Origin of the sequence: Arthrobacter echini (assembly GCF_004803505.1) — a bacterium.
In the GTDB taxonomy this organism is placed as follows: Bacteria; Actinomycetota; Actinomycetes; order Actinomycetales; family Micrococcaceae; genus Arthrobacter_D; species Arthrobacter_D echini.
The window spans coordinates 102,684-122,794 of record NZ_SSWH01000010.1; the positions used below are offsets into that span (position 1 = coordinate 102,684).

The following is a 20,111-nucleotide window of genomic DNA, read 5'->3' on the forward strand; positions in this document are numbered from 1 at the left end:
GGCCCTGTTGTAGATGCGTACACCGAGCTCGCAAAGAAGGTAATTCGATGACCGATAACCTGCCAGATCGCCCGCCTGCGCTCACTCGTCGTGGTCCTAGACCGGCTCCCGATGAAACCGTCGACCCCGTGCACTTCGTGCCGAGCCCGGTAAAGGACCAATCGTCCGCACTTGCTGAGCACCAGCCGCAAGCGTTACCAAAGGTCGCAAAGCGGAGGCGCGAACTAACTTTCCCCTTCAGTACGAGGCTCTCCCAGGATGTTCAAGAGACACTCGATCAAGCAGTGGAGGCTGAAGGCATCACGGTTCGTGAGGCTGTTGAGCAGGCAATACGTAGTCGCTGGGGATCCAAGGGCTAGGAATTCACAGCTATGCGTGTCGGCGCTGAGGACGCCAGAAGCTACGGGCTTTCGCTCAAGGACCGTGGTGCCGATCGGGTGATGTGCCCGAAACGGTGACTGCTCGATGATGTGAGAGCTGCTGGTGACCCGAAAGCTGCTGAATCGTATTGCGTCAGCGGATCCGGTGGCGGCCACCGCCTGCTACGTAAGAGGGAGGGTCGCGGGTGCGCTTCGATGAGTTGATCCTCGCTGAGCACGAGTACCCCCATGGTGTGTGTGAGAGCAGGCAGGAGTGGTTGCTGTTCTACTCCCGCGGTGTGTCGGTGGAGAGGATTACTGCCTGGTGCAGGGCCGATACGGCCATGGTGCGTAGGACCGTCCGTCGGGAAGCGGCCCGGAATCCTGGCTGGTTCGCCCGTCGCTGGTTCGTCCACGACCAGCCGGCACCAGCTAACCACCAGCAGCGGGGGAGGTGGAGCCGGGACCAGGTGTGGTGGGAGCACTACACCGAGCTCGTTGCCTATGTTGGTGCCCATGGTGGGTTACCGGCGCAGAACGACAGCACGGTGGCGCGGGTGTTGTACCGGTGGATTGAGAATCAGCGCCGGGTGTTCGATGCAGGCAACCTCGCCGCTGAGAAGATCGTCGCCTTGGACACGGTGGGGGAGTGGGTCGGTACCCGCAAAGGCAACCCGGAGGAGCTGTGGGAGCGACGCCTCGAGGAGTTACGGCTGTTCCGGGCCGAGCGGGGCCGGTTTCCCCGCCACGAGAAGGCCCGGTATCCGGAGGAGAAGATCTTGGCGGTGTGGCTCGGCCGGCAACGCACCTGGCACCGCAAAGGCAGGCTCCGCCCCGACAGGCTCCAACGCCTGAACCAGGTCGTGCCTGGCTGGAACGAGGTGGTTTTGGGAAGAGCGCGGTCAGTAGAACGTTGATGAGTGAGCCGGCTGTGCGGCAGGTGCCTGGTCCTGACCCTGGGGGTGTTAGTGGGCTTCGTTGTAGGCGTCGACGATGGATTGGGAGACCCGGCCCCTCGAGCTGGTGGTGTGCCCGTTGTCCTTGGCCCATTGGCGGATCCGCTGCGTTTCCTCGCGCTTGGCTTTATCTAATGCTGTCCCGGAGGAGGCGGGGGATTTACTGCCCTGCCCGCGCCGGCCGCTGGCTTTCCGGCCTTTGTCCGCGTATTCGGTGAGGGTGGTACGGAGTTTGTCCGCGTTCTCGGTGGTCAGGTCGATCTCGTACTCGGTGCCATCGACACCGAAACGGATGGTTTCCTGGGCCACGTCACCGGTGAGGTCATCGACCAATTCGATCTGTACACGCTGTGCCATAGTTTCTGTCACTCCTGAAATCGTTGTCGGGTATTTTGGCCCCATTACCTTCAGCCTATCGCGATATCAATGTGTGGCGCACACCACGCAATACGCAAGAATGATCGGCCGCTACTCGGGTTCGCTTGTTCGCGCATATGTACGAGAGCGTGAGGAGACGATTCGTGAGCAATGCGACGCACCACGGGGGAATCCGCCGTGGCCTTATTGGTCGGCGCCGTCCAGTGCGAGGAGTGTGCGGGCGCGCTGGTATTTCGTGGCGAGTCGTGCCCGGGTGGGAGCATCAAGTTGTCCGAGGCGTTCGGGGTTGGTGTTGTCGTCGAGGTCGGCTTTCTTCACGATGCACGCCAGCGCGTTGGCCCTGACCCGGGTGAAGTATTCCTCGACCGTTTCGCTGTGGCGTTTGGTCATCGCGTCGACGCCGGCGAGGACCGGTTCGGGGAAGCCCAGGGCGCGGAGCTGCTCGATCGTGACGCTGGCGTCCTCGACGACGTCGTGCAGCCACCCTACGGCCTCAGCCTGCTCCGCCAGGTGGGCCGGGGCGGCGTGCCGGGCGGCGGCGGCGACCCGTGCCGGGTGCGTGATGTAGGGGGCGCCGGCCTTATCTGTCTGCTCGTCATGGGCGGTCGCAGCGATGATGTTCGCGGGCGTGGCTATATCCTTCACGGTTCCTCCTGGGCCGGGGCACACGTGCACTGTCCAAGATGTCCTGGATGTTCGTGGCGGTTTCGGGGCTCTCTTGTGACTGTATCGGGCAGCAAATGCGGGACGCCCACCACCGGCTGCCCATGGATGGCTTGTGGGCTGCAACGTGCATGGCGCGCCAGAACGGAATCCGCGGAATCCGCGGGTCAGTTACGAGGTAACGACTGATTCGCCAACGACATTGTTGGTCCTTGCTAGTTCGTCAGGGCTGGCTCGGCGTGCTGTTTAGGCGAGGTGGTCGAGTCCAGCGTGAGCTTTGTTGTAGTCGGCGGTGATGTTGGCGGGGATGCGGCCGCGGTTGCCGAGACTGTGTCCTTGCCGTCGAGCCCATTCTCGAATGGCGCCAGGATCAGAGTTTGGTTCTGCACCTGTCTTCATTTTGCGCGCTGATGGTGACCGGGTAGGGGCGTGTTGCTGAACGGGCGTGTGGGCTCGCTCGCGTACTTCCGATGCGGCCCGGGACGCCGTGATGTGGGGTGGATGATCGAGGCGGGACACGTGCGCGGTCGGTATTTTGTTGGTGGCAAGGTCGGCGAGGTGGCTGTGGTGGCTGAACACAATAATCTGCCACTTGTCGGCGAGCTCGGCCATGACTTGCAGGGCGGCTGTCGCTCGGGCGTCGTCGAAGGTCATGAGGATGTCGTCGAGGACGACGGGGAGGGTAGGTGCTCCTTCGTTCGCTCGTTCGGCTTGCAGGGAGGCGATACCAGCAAGGCGGAGGGCGAGGTACACCTGGTCGGCGGTGCCTTCCGACAGGTCTTGTGGCCCGTGGCGCTCTTCGTCTGCCCCAATGATTTCGAGGCTTCGGCCGGTGGGGAGGTCTCGGGCAGCGAATGCGACATAGCGCCCGCCGGTGAGGCGTTCGAGGAAGGTTCCTGCCCCATCGAGCAGTGGTGAGGCATGTTTGCGTTCGTAGGCGTCAAGTTCGCGCTCGAGCACGGTTGCTTGAATATGCGCCACGAGGAACTGTTCGGCGTAGTCGGCGACGGCCGCGAGTGACTCTTGTGCGCGTGCGTGCTGTTCTGCTGCACCGGGCGCATTGATGAGCTTCCGCTCGTATTCCATGGCGGTGGCGTTCGCGGCGATGCTCTCGCGAAGAGCTTCTTCCGCTTCGGTCACCTTGGTGTGGGCGGCGTCGACAGCTGCGTGGAGAACTTCGTCGAGTTCCTCAATGGTGTCGTCGGCCTGGTGGTCGTGCAGCGCGGTCCTGACAAGCGCCCGCCGTGCAGCGATCTCTGTTGCCAACTTCTGACTTTCCTTGGTCCGGCTCGCCGCCTCGTTGAGGGCGTCCAAGGTCTTCAGCCCGACGTCGGACAGAAGAGCCTGCAGCTCGTCGTGCGCTAGCGTCCGGATGCCCTGCTGTTTCTCGATAACAGCAGTCAGCTTCCCCGCCTCGCTGTCGAGTCGTTTCGCTTCGTCGCGGGCAGCACGTGCAGCCTCGAATCGAGTGGATAGCGTCGCGATCGCATCTTCGGGTGGATTGGCCACGACGTTGTGGCGTTGAGCGAGATGGGCGACTGCCTGTGCCCACTCTTCGTGGAGGTCTCTCGCGTCGTTGCCGGTTTGGCGGTGGTCTTCGGCCTTGTCTCGGCTCTCCTGGGCTGAATGAAGGATGTCGCGCCGTCGTGACCACGCCGCACTGCTGAGGTCGTCGGGAAGGTTGCAGGTGCGCAGTAGGTCCCGCCAAGCGCGGTGAACGTTCTCGAGTTCGGTCGCGGCCGTGTCGCGTTCGGTGAGCGCGTCGGCGTTCTGCAGAGCCAGCTGGCGCCTTATCGCTCGTGTCTCTCGAGCCTTGTCGTCTTCCTGGAGCAACATCTCAGCCGTTTCTAGGAGTGCGTCCAGATTGAAGTCGGGACGGGATCGTTCCGCCGTCGCGAGTACTTTGCGGAGGGACGTAGCTTGACCCGTGACCTGCTCGCCGAGCGAGGCTGCAAGGTCTCTTGCTTCAACCATTTCTTCTTCGGCTTCGCGTGCGTCGATGAGGTGCTGGTGGACCAGAAGCGCGGTGTCGGGTTCTGGTGCCGTGGCCCCCAACGCCGACCACATGAGGTGCCATGCGCCCTCGGCAACTGCAACCGCCTCGGACCGATTGGCGAGAAGACCGGTGGTTTCATCGAGATCGGCCCGGTGGAGCGCAATTCGTGTCGTCACCTCGGCAAGACGCGCAGCATCATCGGCATAACGGCGGAGCGCGTCGGCCATATCGTCCGCCTGTGCGATGGTGCCCTGGAGGTGCGTGCGAAGCGCAGGGACATCTTCTGGTGTCCGCCCGTCCTCCAGATCCGAGAAGACCTGAGTTACAGCATGGTCGCGTTCGGAGCGAACGTTCTGCAGCGCCCGCTCATCGGGAACACCCTCGACCGTCACCCCACCGAGTTCTTCTTCGGCCGACGCAAGTGTCTGCTGAATCCCTTCGAGCCGTCTTGCGGTATCGGTTTCGTCCGAACGCGTAGATTTCAAGCGTTCCGATGCGCTGCGGAGAGCTTTCTCGGATGGGATGGAAGCCGGCGTTCCGAACCCGACGGGCAGGCCTGCTCTTCTCAAGGCTTCATCTCGACGTCGTCCCGCCTCCGCCTTCTTGGTAAAAGCGTCCCGCTGCCGGTTCGTCGCCGACCCGTCGGCGTGAATAGCGTTGACGGCTTCGCGAACCGCCTGAGCGGCCTCCATAGGAATACCCGTATCCGCAGCCTCTGCGTCACGGAGCCGTTTTCCGCCCTCCCTCACCGCTTGCTCCTTGACCGTATGCTTCTTGTTCGCCTCGTCCAGGCCGGCACCCAGCGCGTCCAAGTGGTTCACCCGTTCGGCGGGGACGTGAAGGTCCGCGATGAGTTGCGTTAACGTTCGTTCCGTCGGGCCCGTGATGTCCTGCAGTTCTTTCAGGGCGACTCGGTCGAGATGCTCCGCCTCGTCCAGTAGTTCGGCTGCCCGCTGTCCACCCGCAAGCTGAGCCCCCGCATTGAGATGCAACTCGCGGATCGTCTCCCCGTCGGCCAGCACCGCCTCGTCCACGACGATGTCTGCCCGGGCACTCGTCACCGATTCGAGCTCTGTCATCTTTGTCTCGAGGATGCCGTCCGCAGCTGCTGTCCGATGAAGTGCGTTAGCGTGCGTCTCGACTTGGTCTTCGGACAGGGTGGGACCGGCGGAGATGATGTCGCGCTCTTGGTTGAGGGCGTCGGCCAGATTGCGAGCGTGGGGTGCCGCGGAGAGCCGACGCTTAGCCGTTTCCTCCTCGGTTCGTGCTGCTGTGGTTCGCTGAGTCGCTCGTTCAACGTCAGCGGCTGAGCGGAGGACAGCCTCGCGCGCGGACTGGACCTGCGCACTGTTCGCCGTCGCTTGTTTCTCCGCGTCGACGGCCTGTTCGTACTGCAGGTGGGTGCTTCGCACCCGGACGGACTTGTTGCCGCGGTGGGGTTTGTAAAGATCGTCCGCAACCGAGCGAACGTTGACGAGTAGATCTCGGATTCTTCTGCCGCTGCGGGCCGCGAACACGAGTTCGGCGAGGTCGCCTTCGCCGCGGCAGAGTTGTTCGCCGCCTGTACGGAGGTCCTTGTGGGCGAGGCCAAATGAGTCTCTCCATCGGCTTCGCGTGCCTCCGGAAGCCGTCCAGGTGGGTTCGGCGTCGCCTCCAGTGTGCTCATCGGTAAGTCCTGCACTTCGCCGGACCAGGTTTACGGTTGTGTCGTTCTGGTCATCGAGTTGCACAGTTGCGCGGATGGCGAGGGCTTGACGTCCGTACAAGAATGTCTGCGGAGACGACGACGGGATGCCCCAGAGGAAGTCGGTGAGGGCGTCGAGGGCCGTTGACTTGCCGGCCTCGTTGACGCCGACGATGAGGTTCAGGCCCGGCTCGAGAGTGATGGAACGTTCCGTGAACGCGCCATACGGTTTCATGGACAACGACCGAATGCGCATCAGTTGCCTTCCCCTGCGAGACGCGCCACCAGGTCGTCGATCGCATTTTTCGCGAGCTCCTGAAGGAAAATATCGTCGTCGAGGTTTATACCCGGACCGGCTCGAAGCGATCGGCCGACTTCCGTGGCGAGGGGCTTGGCCATGTCTCGCAATTCCGCCAGCGAGGGCGCGGAATTCTGCAGCGCAACGAGCAGTTCGGGGTCCACCGACTGCTGGTCGCTTGGGGCTGTCGCGCGGGAACGGACTCGTTCAATGGTCACTCGATGGCGAGCCGCGAGGTTGGCGACGTTCTCGTAGACATCCTCCCGATGCGTTAGAGCCCCCGCCGCCTGTGTTTCGCCAGCAATTTCCACGCGAGCCACCAAAAGCCGTCTCTCTGTCGTCGTCGCAGCGTCGGCGAGTTTCTGGTCGATGTCCTCGAGGACGTCATCAAAGGTCGCGAAACCGGTAACATCCACATCGATAGTCATCCATCGGGCGACGTCCAGGGGCACGTGTCGAAGCTGCGCTCGACCGTCGGGTTCCACGTCTATGACTAAGGCTCCTTTCGCACCTGTCTCCTTGGGGTGCCGGCCTTGCAGGTTACCGGAGAAGGCAGCGACGTGATGGCCGTTGTTGATGACGCCTCCTTGGTGCACGTGCCCGAGTGCGAAGTAGTCGTACTCCGCGCGCTCGAGGTCTTCCGGCGTGCACGGAGCGTATGTCTCGTGACCCTCAGCCCCAGCTACGGCGGTGTGGAGGATACCGACATTCACCAAATTGGGAACACGCTGCGGGTACGCCCGGGCCAGATTCTGCGTCACCGCACGTGTCGCGTACCCCTGCCCGTGAATGGCGAGCCCGAGATCATCAAGGCAGACCGTCTCCGGAGCATCGGTAGAAAGAACATTAACATTCGGGGGGAGCCGCAACGTCCTCGTGATCTGACTTTCCGCGTCGTGATTCCCGGAAGCCATGAACACGGGGATTCCGTGCGCCTCTAGGACTGCCATTTGTTCGGAGAAGAACCGGCCTGTCGCGTAGTCCTGCCAGTCTCCGTCATAGGTGTCACCTGCGATGACGAGGGCCTGTGCGCCCTCGGTGACGACCATGGCCACTAAGTTTTCTAACGCCCGCCGCGACGCTAGCCGCAACTGCCGAGCGACATCCTCGTCACCGAGCCTCATCAGGCCGCGCAACGGGCTGTCTAGATGAATGTCAGCTGCGTGAACAATACGCATGTTCCCCCAAAGAGTTCTGATAGTGGCGATTCGGCCACAACGATAAGTCAGTAAATGATGATCCGACAGAGCCTACGCGGCTCTTCCCATTTGAAGGCGCAGGCAGGTGGGCGGATCGGTGCCTCAATAGACATCAAGCTCTCACGAAAATGATGTTTCTTACGCCAGCTATCCGAAATACCTTGACGTGCACGACGCTCCTTGCGTTCGTCCTGACCCAACTGCGCGTGAGTGTGTCTATCCTGTCCTGCTCGCCGTCCCTTAAACACTGTCCTTAAAATAGAACACAGGTTTGAATACTTGGGAAGCGACCTGAACAGCAGAGCCTGGTTACTGACATACGGGGGTGGGGCATCCATGTGTGGGCGGGTGGAGCCCGAAAGGTAGAGCTCAAAGCCGTCTCCAGGTGGGAGCGCCGCACCCCGCCCCGCGGGTCCTCTGGTTACCCTCGACACCATGCTCGTACGAACAGCACGAGCCAGACAGGCCAGACAGCCCGGATGGACCAGGCGGACCGGATAGGCTGGATGGGCGAACCGGGATCCGCCGGCGAGGTTGATCCGATGGATGAGTTGGCCGCGTTCATCCTCGCGCGTGTCACTCACGATCTGAAAGTCCTCGCCGGGGCCGGGGTAATGCCAGCCCAAGTGGGGGAGCGGCTGCTGACCGAGTGTGAGGTCAAACGCCACCTGGTCGCACGCGTCCAGAGCATCGACTGGGCGTATGCGCCGGCCGGGAACCAGGACTACAGAGGCAAGATCCCCGAGCTGCTCGCCCTGCCCTGGGCCGCACACCCCGCCTACAACCCGGACTGGGCGCCTTGACACCTATGCAAACCCCATCCAAGCCCCTACTGACCCGATGGGGACGCCGTCAGAACGACGTGACGACGTGACGACGGTTACTGTGTGCGTGGATGAGCCGACTTCGTCCGAGGATGAGGGCCTGTGTGGGCCGCGTGAGAGCAAGCAGGAGTGGCTGCTCATGTACTCCTGCGGCGTGCCCGTACCGGTAATCGCCGCCTGGTGCCGGGTCAGTGTGAAGCGCGTGGTCCGCGCCGCCGACCGGCAAATCGAACGGGACCCAGCATGGTTTGACCGGTGTTGGATGATCCATGATCAGCCCGCGTGGCCGGCGAACAAGAAACACCGCCGGCGGACCCGGGAGCAGGCGTGGTGGGAACACTACGCCCACCTCACAGCCCACGTGCGCGAGCACGGGAAGATCCCGGCGCAGAACGATAGCCATGAGGCCCGGGTGTTGTATCGGTGGGTGGAGAACCAGCGCAGGAACCACGACGCCGGTACCCTAACCCCCGACGGGCTTGAGGCCCTCAACGGAGTGGGGGTGCCCCTATGTGGTTCGTCAAGCGGCTACGGCATAATCGGCTTGGTAAAGAGAGCCGTCGCGGAGCATCGCGAACAGGACGTCGCAGCGGCGGCGGGATAGGGCTATGAGGGCTTGATTGTGGCGCTTGCCTTGAGCGATCTTCCGGTCGTAGTAGGTTCTCGAGATCGGGTCGCGCAGGGCGGCGAAAGCTGACAGGAACATGGCCCGTTTGAGGATCTTGTTACCCCGTCGGGAGGGATGCTCGCCCCGGATAGAGGAGCCCGATCGTCGGGTTACCGGTGCGAGGCCGGCATAGGCGGCGAGGTGGCCTGCGGTCTCGAAGTGCTTCCCTGCGACTTCGGTGAGGAGCCTGGCTGCGGTCCTGACCCCGACTCCGGGCATGCTGGTCAGGAGTCGGGTGAAAGAGGGTGGGCTTCGACCAGTTCCTCCACCACGACCGCGATCTCGGACCGCTGCCGACGCAGCGCTGCCAACTGCTCCGCCAGGCGCGGTAGCACCGTCGCGGCGGCGTTGGTGCCCACGACCACGACGGTCTGCTCGCTCAACGCCTGAGTGATTTCCTCGGCCAGCCGGCGCCCCATTCGCGGGGCGAGTTTTGACAGCCGAGTCGCTATCCGGCTGGTGCCAGCTGACTTCATCGCTGCCGGTGATGGGTAGCGCTGGAGTAGGTCCAGCATCGCTGGGTGGTCAAGGTGCGGGCCGACAACCCGCTCCAACGCAGGGTGGATCTGGGTGAGCAGGCCGCGGATGCGGTTACTGGTAGCGGTCATCTGCTGCAAGATGTCGTCGTCGAAACCACACAGCATCGACAGCTCAGCAATGGACTCATCAGCGAGCTGGATCGACCGGAGCGCGTGCGGCAAGGTCCTCGCAGCCTGAGCGATGATCGCAGCGTCGCGGGCATCGGTCTTCGCTTCTCCCGCGTGGAGGTCGGCGATACGGCGCATCGCCAGCCCCGGAAGGTATCCGACGAGAACTTCTTCGGCCTGCGCGACGGCGATCGGGAGGGCTCCGATTGTGGCGGGCTGATCGACGACGACCAAGACGGTTCCGTGCTGTTTGAGTTTCTTCAGCACCGCCCGCATCTTCGCCTCGTCGTTGGGCAGAGCTTTGTCGAGAACGACTTTGCCCGCCCTGGTGAGGGCGACGGCGTGGTGTTCGCCCTTGCCCACGTCGACGCCAACGAACACGTCGACGCTGTCGTAGTTCTCGATCATGACTGCTCCGTCCACTCGAGGTTTCCGGCCTGGTCCACAGCGTCGAGTTCGGCATCCACGTTACGAACGGCCAAGGAAACAAGTCCCGGTCGAGCCCCTATTAGCGATCACCCGACGCCAATCAGGTCCGGTGACAACACCCCCCGGATCATGAACGACTGGGGGCAAGAATCATGCCGAACCTGACAGGCCAACACCCTCACAGTTCACACCGTTTGGGCTTACGAAGAAAGTAACGGGGCACCCGGAGAGGCAACGCCGACGCACTGTGGGAGCGGCGCCTCGACGACGTCCGCCAGTTTCAGGTTGAGATGGGCCGGTTCCCGATCTATGACCGCGTCCGGTACCCGGAAGGGCCGGCTATGCCCCGACCGCCTCCAGCGACTCAATCAGGCTTTGCCCGGCTGGTACCCGCCCACCCGCAGCTGACCACTGCTGCGAGTCATGACGTTGGGCCAGAACTGTATGCGTTCATCAGGACTGCGACGTACGGAGGGTGAGTCTAGTTGCGCGTGGAGAACTGCCTTGGCTGACAGCCGACAGCGACACGCTGTAGGCGGGGGCTGGAGAATAACTGTGGCTCTAGTATTTACAGGGAATTGACTGGCTGCACGATAAATTTCATCTGCACAGGAACCGGGGGTCTCGTGGGTTTTTTGAGTTGGTTGCGGTCTTTATCGGGCGAGGCTGAGCGGACGAAGGTGTTCTCCTCTCCGGCGGTTCCGCCGGTTGTGGATCGCCCTCTTCCAGTACGTCGTGCACCGAATGCCCCTCCCTCAGCTCAGAAGTCTAGCCATTTATCGGGTAAGACGCGCTGGTACGGATACGGCGAGGCGGTACCGGTCGGCGGCTACCTGATCATGGGTGGCCTGATCTATGTCGGCACAGCCCTGACCTCTCCCAACGGCGGGACAGAATCATCCCTGATCAATCCCGCACTCAGGATCAATTCGCAGAACCCGGACTGGGCAGGGCAGTCGCTGGACTACTGGCCCTCCTATGAATCGATCACACCAGCCGCGCGGGCTGCGTATCTCACCTGGCTGGCGGACGGACGACGCTATCCCGAGGTGCCGATCGGTTATGTCTTCCTGTTCATGTACGGGCTCGAGCATCGCGTCCTGGTGGACATCGGAAGGGACCCCTCCCTGGCGGGCGAGCTGGTCCCGATCAGGGCTGAAATGCTGTCCCTGCTCAACCTGCACGGGGACCGTAGCAGTTCGTTTTCCGGATATGCGTCCCGATTCTTGAATCTAATCGACTTCATGTTGATGCAGGGCCCGGCCTCGGCGGGAGGCGAACCGCCGGCCCTGACCGAGTCGCGGTGGCTGGTTCCGATCAGTCTCAAAGTCGGGCTGGGCGACCTAGCAGCGAACGCTAACCCGATTCCTGCGCGATGGGCTCTGGCTTGGGCATGGTTCCACCCCGAAATCCCCGTACGCACCCCTGCTTCCCGGTGCACTGAGGAATTCGCCCGGCTCTTCACGCTCAGGTACCAGCAAAAATTCGGGGACGGGTTCACCGTGCGCCCGGGCAAGACCACAATCAGAACCAGCTATCACACGGCCAGCTCCCAGATCGGCCAGGCCGATCTGGAAATGGACAACATTCCGGATGTGTTCGCCCAGCAGGCGCCCCTTCGGAAGCTCGCAGAAGTCTTCGACGGTGTGAGCGCTGAGCTGGAACCCTACAGCCGGTGGCTCGGGCGCAATCCGGACAAGGCAGGAACCCTGGCCGCTGCCGCACTTCTACCGAGGGATCTGATCGACGGCAGCACTGGGTCCGTCCGGGACTTCCAGGATTGGCTGACGGAAAAACTGGCAGCTTCGGGAACCGCGCTGATTTCCGGAGCAGAGCTGTTCAACCACTGGCCCGCCGGTGCGACCGGCAAACTCAGCAAGCCCGAAACCGTCAATCTCGTAACCCTGCTGGACAGTCTGGGCGCCGCCCTCGAACCCGATGTCCGCTTCGGAGGTGCTGCGGTCAGCGAGCTGACCCCAGTGGTGCTCTTCCGGGTTCAACCCGGCAGCCCACACTCCCCAACCCCTGCCTACAGCACCGCCCTGACGATGATGCACCTCGCCGCTGCCGTCACCGCGGCCGACGGCCATATCCTGCCGGCCGAACTCGATCACCTCACCGCCCACCTGGAATCATCCCTGCAGCTGACCACACCCGAACGCACCCGGCTCCAGGCGCATTTGCAGTGGCTCGGTGCCACCGAAGTGAAACTGACCGGACTCACCAAACGCCTGGAAAGCCTTTCAGGTGCACAAAAGGCCGCAGTGGGCGACATGCTCGTCACAGTAGCCGCAGCCGACGGACACATCGCACCGGCCGAAGTCACCACCTTGCAAAAGATATACAAACTGCTGGGCCTAGAAGCATCAACGGTATCTAGCAGGCTCCACGCCGCCATGACGGGATCCCTTGCCCCGGCCCGGGGGCCGGTGACGGTCCGTCCGGCAGGGGAGCCGGATCCCGGCTACCCCATTCCCGTACCTCCGACCACCGCCCCGGCCGAAACAGGATTCGTGCTGGACCCGACGATCATTCAGGCCAAGATGAGCGAAACAGCCGCGGTGTCAGCCCTGCTGGGCGGAATCTTCGACGAGGACCAGACCCTGCCCGCCCCGGAACCGGGCGGACCGGAACGGCCGCAACAGCCCGGACCCGAGGAACCAGCCGGGACCAATCCTGGCGCTGCCTTTCCGGTGGCCGGCCTCGATCAGGCACACTCCTCGATGCTGCACGCTCTGGCAGGACGCAACCAGTTGGACCGCAACGAGTTCGAGGACCTCGCCGCCCACCACGGGCTGCTGCCGGACGGTGCCCTGGACACGCTGAACGAAGCAGCCCTTGACGCCTCTGATGAACCTCTCATCGAAGGCGATGAGATCCTCATCATCAATGTCTACGCTCTAAAGGAGCTTTGCTCATGACCAGTCCTTCCACTGCCGCCATCCGCCCCAGAGAGCGGGACGCGCTGCTGCAGTCCCTACGTGCAGGCGTGGTCCCGCGGATGGGCCAGCAGCATGTCCAGGTGGGCCGGGTCAACGAAGTGCAAGCGCTGCTTTCGGACATAAACCGTATTAATGACGGCGGAGCCGGCAGCCGCTTCATCATCGGCGACTACGGCTCCGGGAAGACCTTCTTCCTGCATCTGATCCGCTCGATTGCCCTGCAGCAAAAACTTGTCACGGTCCACGCCGATCTCTCACCGGACCGGCGCCTGCAGGCCACCGGTGGGCAGGCCAGAAGCCTGTACGCCGAGCTCATGCGCAACATGTCGACCCGAGCCAAGGCCGACGGCGGCGCCATGTCCAGCGTGGTGGAACGCTTCGTCACGCAGGCCCTCACTGAGTCCCGGGCCTCCGGCGAGGCCGTGGAAACTATCATCCGCCGCAACCTCGATCAGCTGTCCGAGCTCACCGGCGGATACGACTTCGCCGAAGTGATCGCCAAATACTGGCAAGGACACGACACCGGGAACGAACAACTCAAGGCCGACGCCGTTCGGTGGCTACGCGGCGAATTCACCACCCGAACCGATGCGCGCGCTGCCCTGGGAGTACGGACCATCGTGGATGACTCCAACTTCTATGACCAGCTCAAGCTGCTGGCCCTGTTCGTCCGTCTCGCCGGTTTCGGAGGCCTCCTGGTCTGCCTCGACGAAATGGTGAACCTGTACAAGCTGGCCAACAGCCAGGCCCGAAATTCCAACTACGAACAGATCCTCCGGATCCTCAACGACTCCACCCAAGGCACCGCATCGGGTCTGGGCTTCGTTTTCGGCGGTACCCCCGACTTCCTCCTGGACCCGCGCCGTGGCCTCTACTCATATGCCGCCCTGCAGTCCCGGCTCGAGGAAAACAGCTACGCCGTCGACGGACTCGTGGACTACTCCGGGCCCATCCTGCGCCTGTCCAGCCTGACCCCGGAAGACTTCTATGTCCTGCTGACCAAGCTCCGGCACGTCCAGGCCGGAGGGGAGGAATCGGCGTATCTGATTCCCGATGAAGGCATCACCGCCTACATGCTCCACTGTGCCCAGCGCATCGGCGACGCCTATTTCCGCACCCCCCGCAACACCATCAAGAGTTTCCTGGATCTGCTCGCGGTACTGGAACAAAACCCCGGGCGCCAATGGGAAGACCTACTCGTGGGAGTAAAACTCGACCACGAGTCCAACCCCGACCTCGCCCCCCTGCCACCCGCGGGGCCGGCGCCACACCCCATGGCGCCCACGCAGACGGCAGAGACATCGGCCAATCCAGGGTTCGGTGCTCCACAAGGCAGTCCGCTGGCTGATAGGGACGATGACGAACTGTCCGCCTTCAAGCTGTGAGCTCATGAGTGATCCCGCCGCCGCGTTCGACAGGCTGCACCGCCGTGTCCAAACCTGGATCTGGGAACAGAAATGGCAGCAGCTGCGGACCGCTCAGGCCCAAGCAGTGGACCCCATCCTGGCCGCTAACACGGACGTCATCATCAGTGCTGCGACCGCCAGCGGAAAGACCGAAGCCGCCTGGCTGCCGATCCTCTCGGCCCTGGCCAGCGCAGCTGAAACCGGACCCGTCCCCGCAGGAATCAAGGCTCTCTACATTTCACCGCTGAAGGCCCTGATCAACGACCAGTACGAACGGCTCAGCAGCCTCGCGGAACACGTCGAAGTCCCAGTACACCGCCGACACGGAGACGTCACCGGGGCGGCCCGCAAAACCCTCAGGGAAGCACCCGACGGGCTGCTCCTGATCACCCCGGAATCCCTCGAAGCACTCTTAATCACCCAAGGCACCCGCATCCCGGTACTGCTGCACGGCCTGCAGTACATCGTGGTCGATGAACTGCACTCCTTCATTGGAACCGAACGCGGGGCGCAGCTACAGTCCCTGCTCCATCGGGTGGAACTGGCAGTCCGTCGGAAAGTCCCGCGCATAGGTCTCTCCGCCACGCTCTCGGACCTGTCCGTAGCCGCAGACTTCCTCCGGCCGGACCGGGCCCTGCCGGTGCACCTGATCGGTGGAACAGACGATGACCGCGCGGAACTGCGCATGCAACTGCGCGGCTACCTCACCACCGGCACCGGCCCGGATCCGGAAACTTCCTCCCCTGAAGACGAGGAGGAAACGGAGAGTGACATCGATAAACGCGCGATAGCCGAACATCTCTTCCGAAACCTCCGCGGCCGGGACAATCTGGTCTTCGCCAACTCACGCGCCAATGTGGAGACCTACGCCGATCTTCTTCAAGAGATCAGTGAACACAACCGGGTAACCAACGAGTTCTTCCCCCACCACGGAAACCTGTCCAAAGAATTCCGCGAAGACGTCGAATCCAGGCTCCGGAGGACCGAAACCCCAGCCACGGCCATCTGCACCTCCACCCTGGAGATGGGCATCGACATCGGATCAGCCGACACGGTCGCACAGATAGGATCTCCCGGCAGCGTCTCCGCCCTGCGCCAGCGGCTGGGCCGATCGGGACGGCGAAACGGTCCAGCGACCCTGCGCCTCTACGTGTCCGAACAGCCCCTCCACGAACGAACGCCACCGGTAGATCAGCTGCGCACAGGAACCTTCGAAACCCTCGCGATTGTTGAACTGCTGCTCGAGAAATGGTACGAGCCCCCCAACACCTCAGGTCTGCACCTTTCCACCCTGATCCAACAAATCCTCTCCGTGATAGCCCAGCACGGAGGCGCCCAAGCAACCGAACTTTTCAGTGCCCTCTGCCAGGTGGGACCGTTCCGCCATGTTGACCAGGGCATGTTCATCCAACTGCTCAGAACCTTGGGTAGCAAGGAGATCCTCACGCAGGCCTCAGACGGAACCCTCCTGCCAGGGCGAATCGGTGAGCGGTTAGTGAACCACTACAGCTTCTACAGCGCGTTCCAGACCGCGGAGGAATACCGCCTCGTGGCCTCGGGCCGGACCCTTGGATCCATCCCCATTGACCACCCGGTCCTTGAAGGTAGCCTGCTCATTTTCGCAGGACGCCGATGGCGGGTCCTGGATGTCGACCTCGCCGGCAAAGTCATCAACCTCGCCAAAGCCGCGGGCGGAAAACCTCCCGCCTTTACAGGGGCGGGAGCGCAAATCGCCGACGGCATCCGCCGGCGCATGCACCGGCTCTACGAAAACGACACGATCCCTGCCTACCTCGATCACAACGGCCGGCTTTTTGCCTCCCAAGGGCGCGAATCCTACAAACGCCTGAGTCTGCACCACCGGGCGATACTCCCCTGGGGCGATGACACACTCCTTTTCCCGTGGGCCGGGGACCGGATCATGAACACCCTCCAGGTCTTGCTCTCCAGCGAAGGCATCGCAGCCAGCCAGGACGGGGTCGCCCTGAACTGCCGCAAAATATCCCCCGCCGAACTCGCCGATCTTCTCCACCAACTAGCAGCATCCGAGCGACCGCACCCCACCGAGCTCGCCCAGACCGTACTGGTCAAAACCCAGGACAAACACGACGTCCAGCTCGATGATGACCTGCTCACCCACTCCTACGCTGCCAGCTCTCTGGATGTGCCGGGAGCATGGTCCACCCTGCAACGACTCGCCCAAATTGACCCCAACATACACTCGGGCGACACACGCACGGGCCCTGCCAAACCCCTCCGGTCATCATCACCGGGGCTTCCGGTCGTGCCCGGGAAGACGCCTTTCGCGGTTATCGACGTCGAAACCACCGGATTCTCCCCACACATGCACCGAGTCGTCGAGATCGCGATCATCCGGCTGGACGCCCAAGGCGTGCGGGAGGGCAGCTGGACCACCCTCATCAACCCCTACCAACCCACCGGGCCCACCCATATCCACGGCATCACCTCCGCAGACATCGCCGATGCTCCCGGCTTCGCCGACGTGCTGAATGAGATCGCCGCACAGCTCTCAGGTGCCGTTGTTGTTGCCCACAACGCGGCCTTCGATCTGAGCTTCCTGACAGCGGAATTTGAGCGGGCCGGGATATCAGCACCGGCGTGGCCGGTGCTGTGCACCATGGAGCTCAGTCGATACTTTCAGCCCGACGTCCCTGCCACTCTTGCTGCGGTCTGCCAGCGGTTGGACATTGATACCGGCAACGCACACACCGCCCTTGCTGACGCGGCGGCAGCCGTAGGGATTCTGCGGACTTACCTCCAGCAAAGAGTGGAAGAAAACCAGCATGTTTTCGAACCCAAGCCCATAACTATTCCCAATGCGTGGAGCGCCGCAAGAGGTACCGGAGGTCTGAGTCACCGCATGAAAGCCCGCGGAAGCCCGCCTCGCATCCACTCATGAAGTGTGAACAGTGTCATTCACAGTCGATACTCTCTTTCTAGGAACGACGGGTAATGGAGTTGGGGAAACAGATGATTGCACATTTCGACGTCAGCAATGCCAAGGAGGGCATCGGCAGGGCCCTGCGGGGTGCTTCCACGCACATCGTCGAGCAGGCTGGAAGCGTCAAGCAGACTGCCAAAGACGCTACAGAAGCAGCCAAAGACAAAGTCGAGAGACTGGCCGCGAAGGCAGCAGACCCCCCCTACGAGGAGGTCATAGCGGAGTACAACGCAGCCTTCACCGAGATGAGCGACAAGGGAGATACACTCCTGCGCCAGCGCGAACGGTCGGCGGACCTGGTTGAACTCGTCGAATTGTTAATAAACAGCATCGCGAACACGCCGAAGTCGTTCGACGCCTCACTAGGTGAAATCCACGCTCAAAGAGCCCAGTTCCTGGACGTGGAGGAGTTCGCCCGGAAGGATCTCGAAGCCGCGAAGCGTTCTGCTGTCGGCGCGGGCGCCGGATTCGCGACGGGAGCTGCAGTCGTGAGTGTTGCACCGACGGCTGCCATATGGGTTGCTACTACTTTCGGTGCTGCGTCCACTGGCACCGCGATCTCCACTCTCTCCGGGGCCGCCGCGAGCAACGCCGCTCTCGCGTGGCTGGGCGGCGGCGCCCTGGCTGCCGGAGGTGGAGGTACTGCCGCGGGAGGCGCTTTGCTGGCGCTGGCCGGACCTGTGGGATGGACCGTTGCAGGAGCTTCCCTCCTTGCGTCGATCGCATTGCTCTCGAAGAAGAAGTTGGAGACACGGGAGGCAAAGCAGGAAGCACTGGCTGCGCTGAAGCGGAACATCGCGTCGGTCAAGGGCGGCGACGCTCAGATCGATGATCTCCTCCAGAAGACAACGGCGCTGCGCCTCGAGCTGATGAGCTCGTATGTCGGAGCATTGGCGTGCTTTGGCGCAGACTTCCGTTCGTTCTCGACTTCCCAGCAGAACAGCCTGGCAGTCCTGGTGAACAACACGAAGTCTTGCGCCGCCCTGCTGTCTAAGCGTGTCGAATGGGTCGTCGTTGATGAATGACTTCACAAAGTTTATCAAGAGCAACCAGGAGCAGGCAGTTGCCTCCTGGGTGAACTATCTCAACCAGGTACGCATCGATCAGCTACTGAGCTCGTTCAAAGAGCAGGACGAGAACCTCCTGAACGCATTGAGCAGCGTCGACGACGCGGTCAAGAGGATCAATCTCGAGGTGGTCACCTCCAATCGCGGAGGTCAGCACGGCATGCACGGCTTCATTGCTGAACTTGCGGAGGTGGGCATCGGCAATGCCCGCAAGCATATCCTCGGCCAGGATCCTGTCTACCAGTGGGTGAACGACAACGGACCGGTGGACCTCGTTCGCGGCAGTGTGGACATCCAGCAAAAGTTCGTCGCATCCGGTGGTCGCTTCTCTCTGGGCGCAATCACCGAGCACCTTGAGAAGTACCCCGACTATGTGAAGAACGGCGGGAAGTACCAGATTCCCCGTGATCACTTCGAAGTGGTCAAAAGGCTGTACTCGATGCCACCGGAGGAATCAGGGAAGTTCCTGTCGCGCAGCGGCGACGGGCCGTCCTTCACAGACTGGCGACGGATCGACGCGTTCTTCCGGCAGGGTTCAATCGACCTTGAATCGCTCGAGCCCTCAACGCTTGAGTACCGTCAAGTCCAAAGGGGCGTCTACGAGTCCACCATGGCGGACGAGGAGAACTCACTCCGTTCCATCGACCGGTCCCTGCGTGACAACGCATACCAGGAGAGCCTGCCGACTCTGGGAGAAGGAGCGTCGGCGACCCTGACAGCCGCCGCAGTCGAGGGTGGCACGGCTTTCGTGCTGGCCGTGGTCGCCAAGAAGCGGCAAGGCACGCAGTTTCGAGAGTTCACTCAGCAGGACTGGATCGACATCGCAGGCCAGACCGGCGTGAGCTTCGGTAAAGGTGGGATCCGAGGCTCCAGCATCTACGCGTTGACGAACTTCACGGCCACGTCCGCAGCGGTCGCCAGCTCAATCGTCACCGCTTCCTTCGGCATCGCTGAGCAAGCGAACAAGCTCCGCCGCGGCGAGATCGACGAGCTCGAGTTCATCGAAAACGCGGAGCTTTTGTCCTTGGAAGCCGCCGTGAGCGCGCTGTCCTCCTTCGTCGGCCAGGCGGTCATCCCTGTTCCCGTACTCGGCGCCGTCATCGGCAACACAGTGGGCGCCATCATGTACAGGACGGTCGCCTCGTCCCTCTCCACGCGAGAGGCTGAATTGGTCGAGCGTTACCTGGACGAGCAACGCGTCCTCGACGAGCAACTAGCCGCCGAGCATCAGGAGCTCATACAGAAGCTGGACGAGGGCATGTCCGACTACCTCGGATTGCTCGAACGAGCCTTCTCACCCGACGTGCAAATCGCGCTCCTTGGATCAGCCGAGCTCGCACGACGACTCGGCGTCCCTGCAGACGAAATCCTGGACTCCGAGGAAAAAATCCACGCCTACTTCCTCGACTAATCCCACAGGCATCACTCCTGGCAGTCCTCGCGATGCTCAAACTAGTCCAAACACACTGCCTGCCTCGAGCCAAAAGCCTGATAACGGCGCGTATGTCTGTTTTGGGGGCTCATCGTAATTGAGAGTGCAGTTGGGGTCTGAAGCCGCCTGATTCCAGGAGTGATCTGGTGATGTAGTTGGTGAGGTTCCTGAAGCCCAGGGCTGAGCCGCGAAGGTGTTCGAG

12 protein-coding genes and 1 pseudogene are annotated in these 20,111 nt (G+C 62.5%); 8 read left to right on the forward strand and 5 right to left on the reverse strand.

The features are described 5' to 3' along the window. The first annotated feature begins 565 nt into the window (after positions 1-565). A complete protein-coding gene (locus tag E8P82_RS11860; RefSeq protein ID WP_136455122.1) occupies positions 566-1,276 on the forward strand; it encodes a helicase associated domain-containing protein in 711 nt (236 codons plus the stop codon). A 48-nt stretch (positions 1,277-1,324) separates the two neighbouring features. Here the strand turns inward: E8P82_RS11860 and E8P82_RS11865 are convergent, their stop codons facing one another. The 4 genes from E8P82_RS11865 to E8P82_RS11880 all read right to left on the reverse strand — a co-directional run bounded on the left by E8P82_RS11865 (position 1,325) and on the right by E8P82_RS11880 (position 7,512). Next, positions 1,325-1,672 carry a histone-like nucleoid-structuring protein Lsr2 gene (locus E8P82_RS11865; RefSeq protein ID WP_136455123.1) on the reverse strand — a complete coding sequence of 116 codons (348 nt, stop codon included), beginning with the start codon at positions 1,670-1,672 and terminating at the stop codon, positions 1,325-1,327. Positions 1,673-1,876: 204 nt separating this feature from the next. After that, the gene (locus E8P82_RS11870) at positions 1,877-2,338 is read right to left on the reverse strand and encodes an HD domain-containing protein (protein ID WP_136455125.1); all 462 of its coding nucleotides are present in this window, start codon (positions 2,336-2,338) and stop codon (positions 1,877-1,879) included. Positions 2,339-2,602: 264 nt separating this feature from the next. Beyond that, complete coding sequence (locus tag E8P82_RS11875; protein ID WP_136455127.1) at positions 2,603-6,292, reverse strand: AAA family ATPase; 3,690 nt, start codon at positions 6,290-6,292, stop codon at positions 2,603-2,605. Then, positions 6,292-7,512 carry a metallophosphoesterase family protein gene (locus E8P82_RS11880; RefSeq protein WP_136455128.1) on the reverse strand — a complete coding sequence of 407 codons (1,221 nt, stop codon included), beginning with the start codon at positions 7,510-7,512 and terminating at the stop codon, positions 6,292-6,294. The genes E8P82_RS11875 and E8P82_RS11880 overlap by 1 nt, the downstream gene beginning before the upstream one ends. A gap of 500 nt (positions 7,513-8,012) precedes the next feature. Between E8P82_RS11880 and E8P82_RS11885 the strand changes: the two genes are divergently transcribed. Both E8P82_RS11885 and E8P82_RS11890 read left to right on the forward strand, forming a co-directional pair. Next, positions 8,013-8,336: a DUF6221 family protein gene (locus tag E8P82_RS11885; RefSeq protein ID WP_136455130.1), complete on the forward strand. Its 324-nt coding sequence runs from the start codon at positions 8,013-8,015 to the stop codon at positions 8,334-8,336. A gap of 88 nt (positions 8,337-8,424) precedes the next feature. After that, the gene (locus E8P82_RS11890) at positions 8,425-8,961 is read left to right on the forward strand and encodes a helicase associated domain-containing protein (RefSeq protein ID WP_168796566.1); all 537 of its coding nucleotides are present in this window, start codon (positions 8,425-8,427) and stop codon (positions 8,959-8,961) included. Here the strand turns inward: E8P82_RS11890 and E8P82_RS11895 are convergent. Next, positions 8,878-10,079 (reverse strand): annotated as a pseudogene (locus tag E8P82_RS11895) (IS110 family RNA-guided transposase). The gene E8P82_RS11890 and the pseudogene E8P82_RS11895 overlap by 84 nt on opposite strands. 647 nt (positions 10,080-10,726) lie before the next feature. Between E8P82_RS11895 and E8P82_RS11900 the strand changes: the two are divergent. From E8P82_RS11900 to E8P82_RS11920, 5 genes are read left to right on the forward strand one after another with little or no spacing between them, the layout of a single operon-like run. Then, positions 10,727-13,021, forward strand: coding sequence for a tellurite resistance TerB family protein (locus E8P82_RS11900; protein ID WP_168796567.1), 2,295 nt, complete (start codon positions 10,727-10,729; stop codon positions 13,019-13,021). Then, a complete protein-coding gene (locus E8P82_RS11905) occupies positions 13,018-14,427 on the forward strand; it encodes an ATP-binding protein (RefSeq protein ID WP_136455134.1) in 1,410 nt (469 codons plus the stop codon). The genes E8P82_RS11900 and E8P82_RS11905 overlap by 4 nt, the downstream gene beginning before the upstream one ends. Positions 14,428-14,431: 4 nt before the next feature. Next, a complete protein-coding gene (locus tag E8P82_RS11910) occupies positions 14,432-17,368 on the forward strand; it encodes a DEAD/DEAH box helicase (protein ID WP_136455136.1) in 2,937 nt (978 codons plus the stop codon). A 53-nt stretch (positions 17,369-17,421) separates the two neighbouring features. Beyond that, complete coding sequence (locus tag E8P82_RS11915; RefSeq protein WP_168796568.1) at positions 17,422-18,435, forward strand: hypothetical protein; 1,014 nt, start codon at positions 17,422-17,424, stop codon at positions 18,433-18,435. Beyond that, positions 18,428-19,888, forward strand: coding sequence for a hypothetical protein (locus tag E8P82_RS11920; RefSeq protein WP_136455137.1), 1,461 nt, complete (start codon positions 18,428-18,430; stop codon positions 19,886-19,888). Before E8P82_RS11915 ends, E8P82_RS11920 begins: the two co-directional genes overlap by 8 nt. Positions 19,889-20,111: the final 223 nt, after the last annotated feature.

Coding starts and splice junctions, on each gene's coding strand:
- E8P82_RS11915 (WP_168796568.1), top strand. CDS start 17,422: ATGGAGTTGGGGAAACAGATGATTGCACATTTCGACGTCAGCAATGCC.
- E8P82_RS11905 (WP_136455134.1), top strand. CDS start 13,018: ATGACCAGTCCTTCCACTGCCGCCATCCGCCCCAGAGAGCGGGACGCG.
- E8P82_RS11875 (WP_136455127.1), bottom strand. CDS start 6,292: ATGCGCATTCGGTCGTTGTCCATGAAACCGTATGGCGCGTTCACGGAA.
- E8P82_RS11885 (WP_136455130.1), top strand. CDS start 8,013: ATGGACCAGGCGGACCGGATAGGCTGGATGGGCGAACCGGGATCCGCC.
- E8P82_RS11865 (WP_136455123.1), bottom strand. CDS start 1,672: ATGGCACAGCGTGTACAGATCGAATTGGTCGATGACCTCACCGGTGAC.
- E8P82_RS11910 (WP_136455136.1), top strand. CDS start 14,432: ATGAGTGATCCCGCCGCCGCGTTCGACAGGCTGCACCGCCGTGTCCAA.
- E8P82_RS11920 (WP_136455137.1), top strand. CDS start 18,428: ATGAATGACTTCACAAAGTTTATCAAGAGCAACCAGGAGCAGGCAGTT.
- E8P82_RS11880 (WP_136455128.1), bottom strand. CDS start 7,512: ATGCGTATTGTTCACGCAGCTGACATTCATCTAGACAGCCCGTTGCGC.